The sequence below is a fragment of the Candidatus Protochlamydia sp. W-9 genome, assembly GCF_001950615.1.
Classification (GTDB): domain Bacteria; phylum Chlamydiota; class Chlamydiia; order Chlamydiales; family Parachlamydiaceae; genus Protochlamydia; species Protochlamydia amoebophila.
Window position 1 is genome coordinate 1 of the sequence record NZ_BCPZ01000052.1, and the last position, 338, is coordinate 338.

Annotated in this window: 1 protein-coding gene; it reads right to left on the reverse strand. The window is 44.1% G+C overall.

The window, feature by feature from the left end; genetic code table 11:
* The coding region (locus tag BU804_RS13095; RefSeq protein ID WP_158024990.1) for a hypothetical protein at positions 1–338 on the reverse strand (338 nt) is incomplete at both ends.

A 338-nucleotide genomic window follows, 5' to 3' on the forward strand; every position in this document is an offset into this window, starting at 1 on the left:
TTATTCTTGAGTAAACGACTCAGACGAGACCCTAGTTGAGCTGCGGCTGCAAACCTGCCTTCATTATTTGTGATCGACTCGAGGATCAATATTTGGGGAGTGTATTTTGCGATCAGCGCTTTTAGAGCGCACTCCATCCCCAAAGAGATGAGAGATCCATTAGTATCGTCAAAACCGGGAAAATCAATGATGACCCGATCTTGGACGATTTCAATGGTTGGGAGAAATGTACATGAGGCTGCGCCAGACAGTCCAATAATCTGTTGCCGATCACTTTGTGATTCGTAGTGGAAGTCTTTTAATATCATCTGATCTCCTCTTAGGAAACATAACGTGGT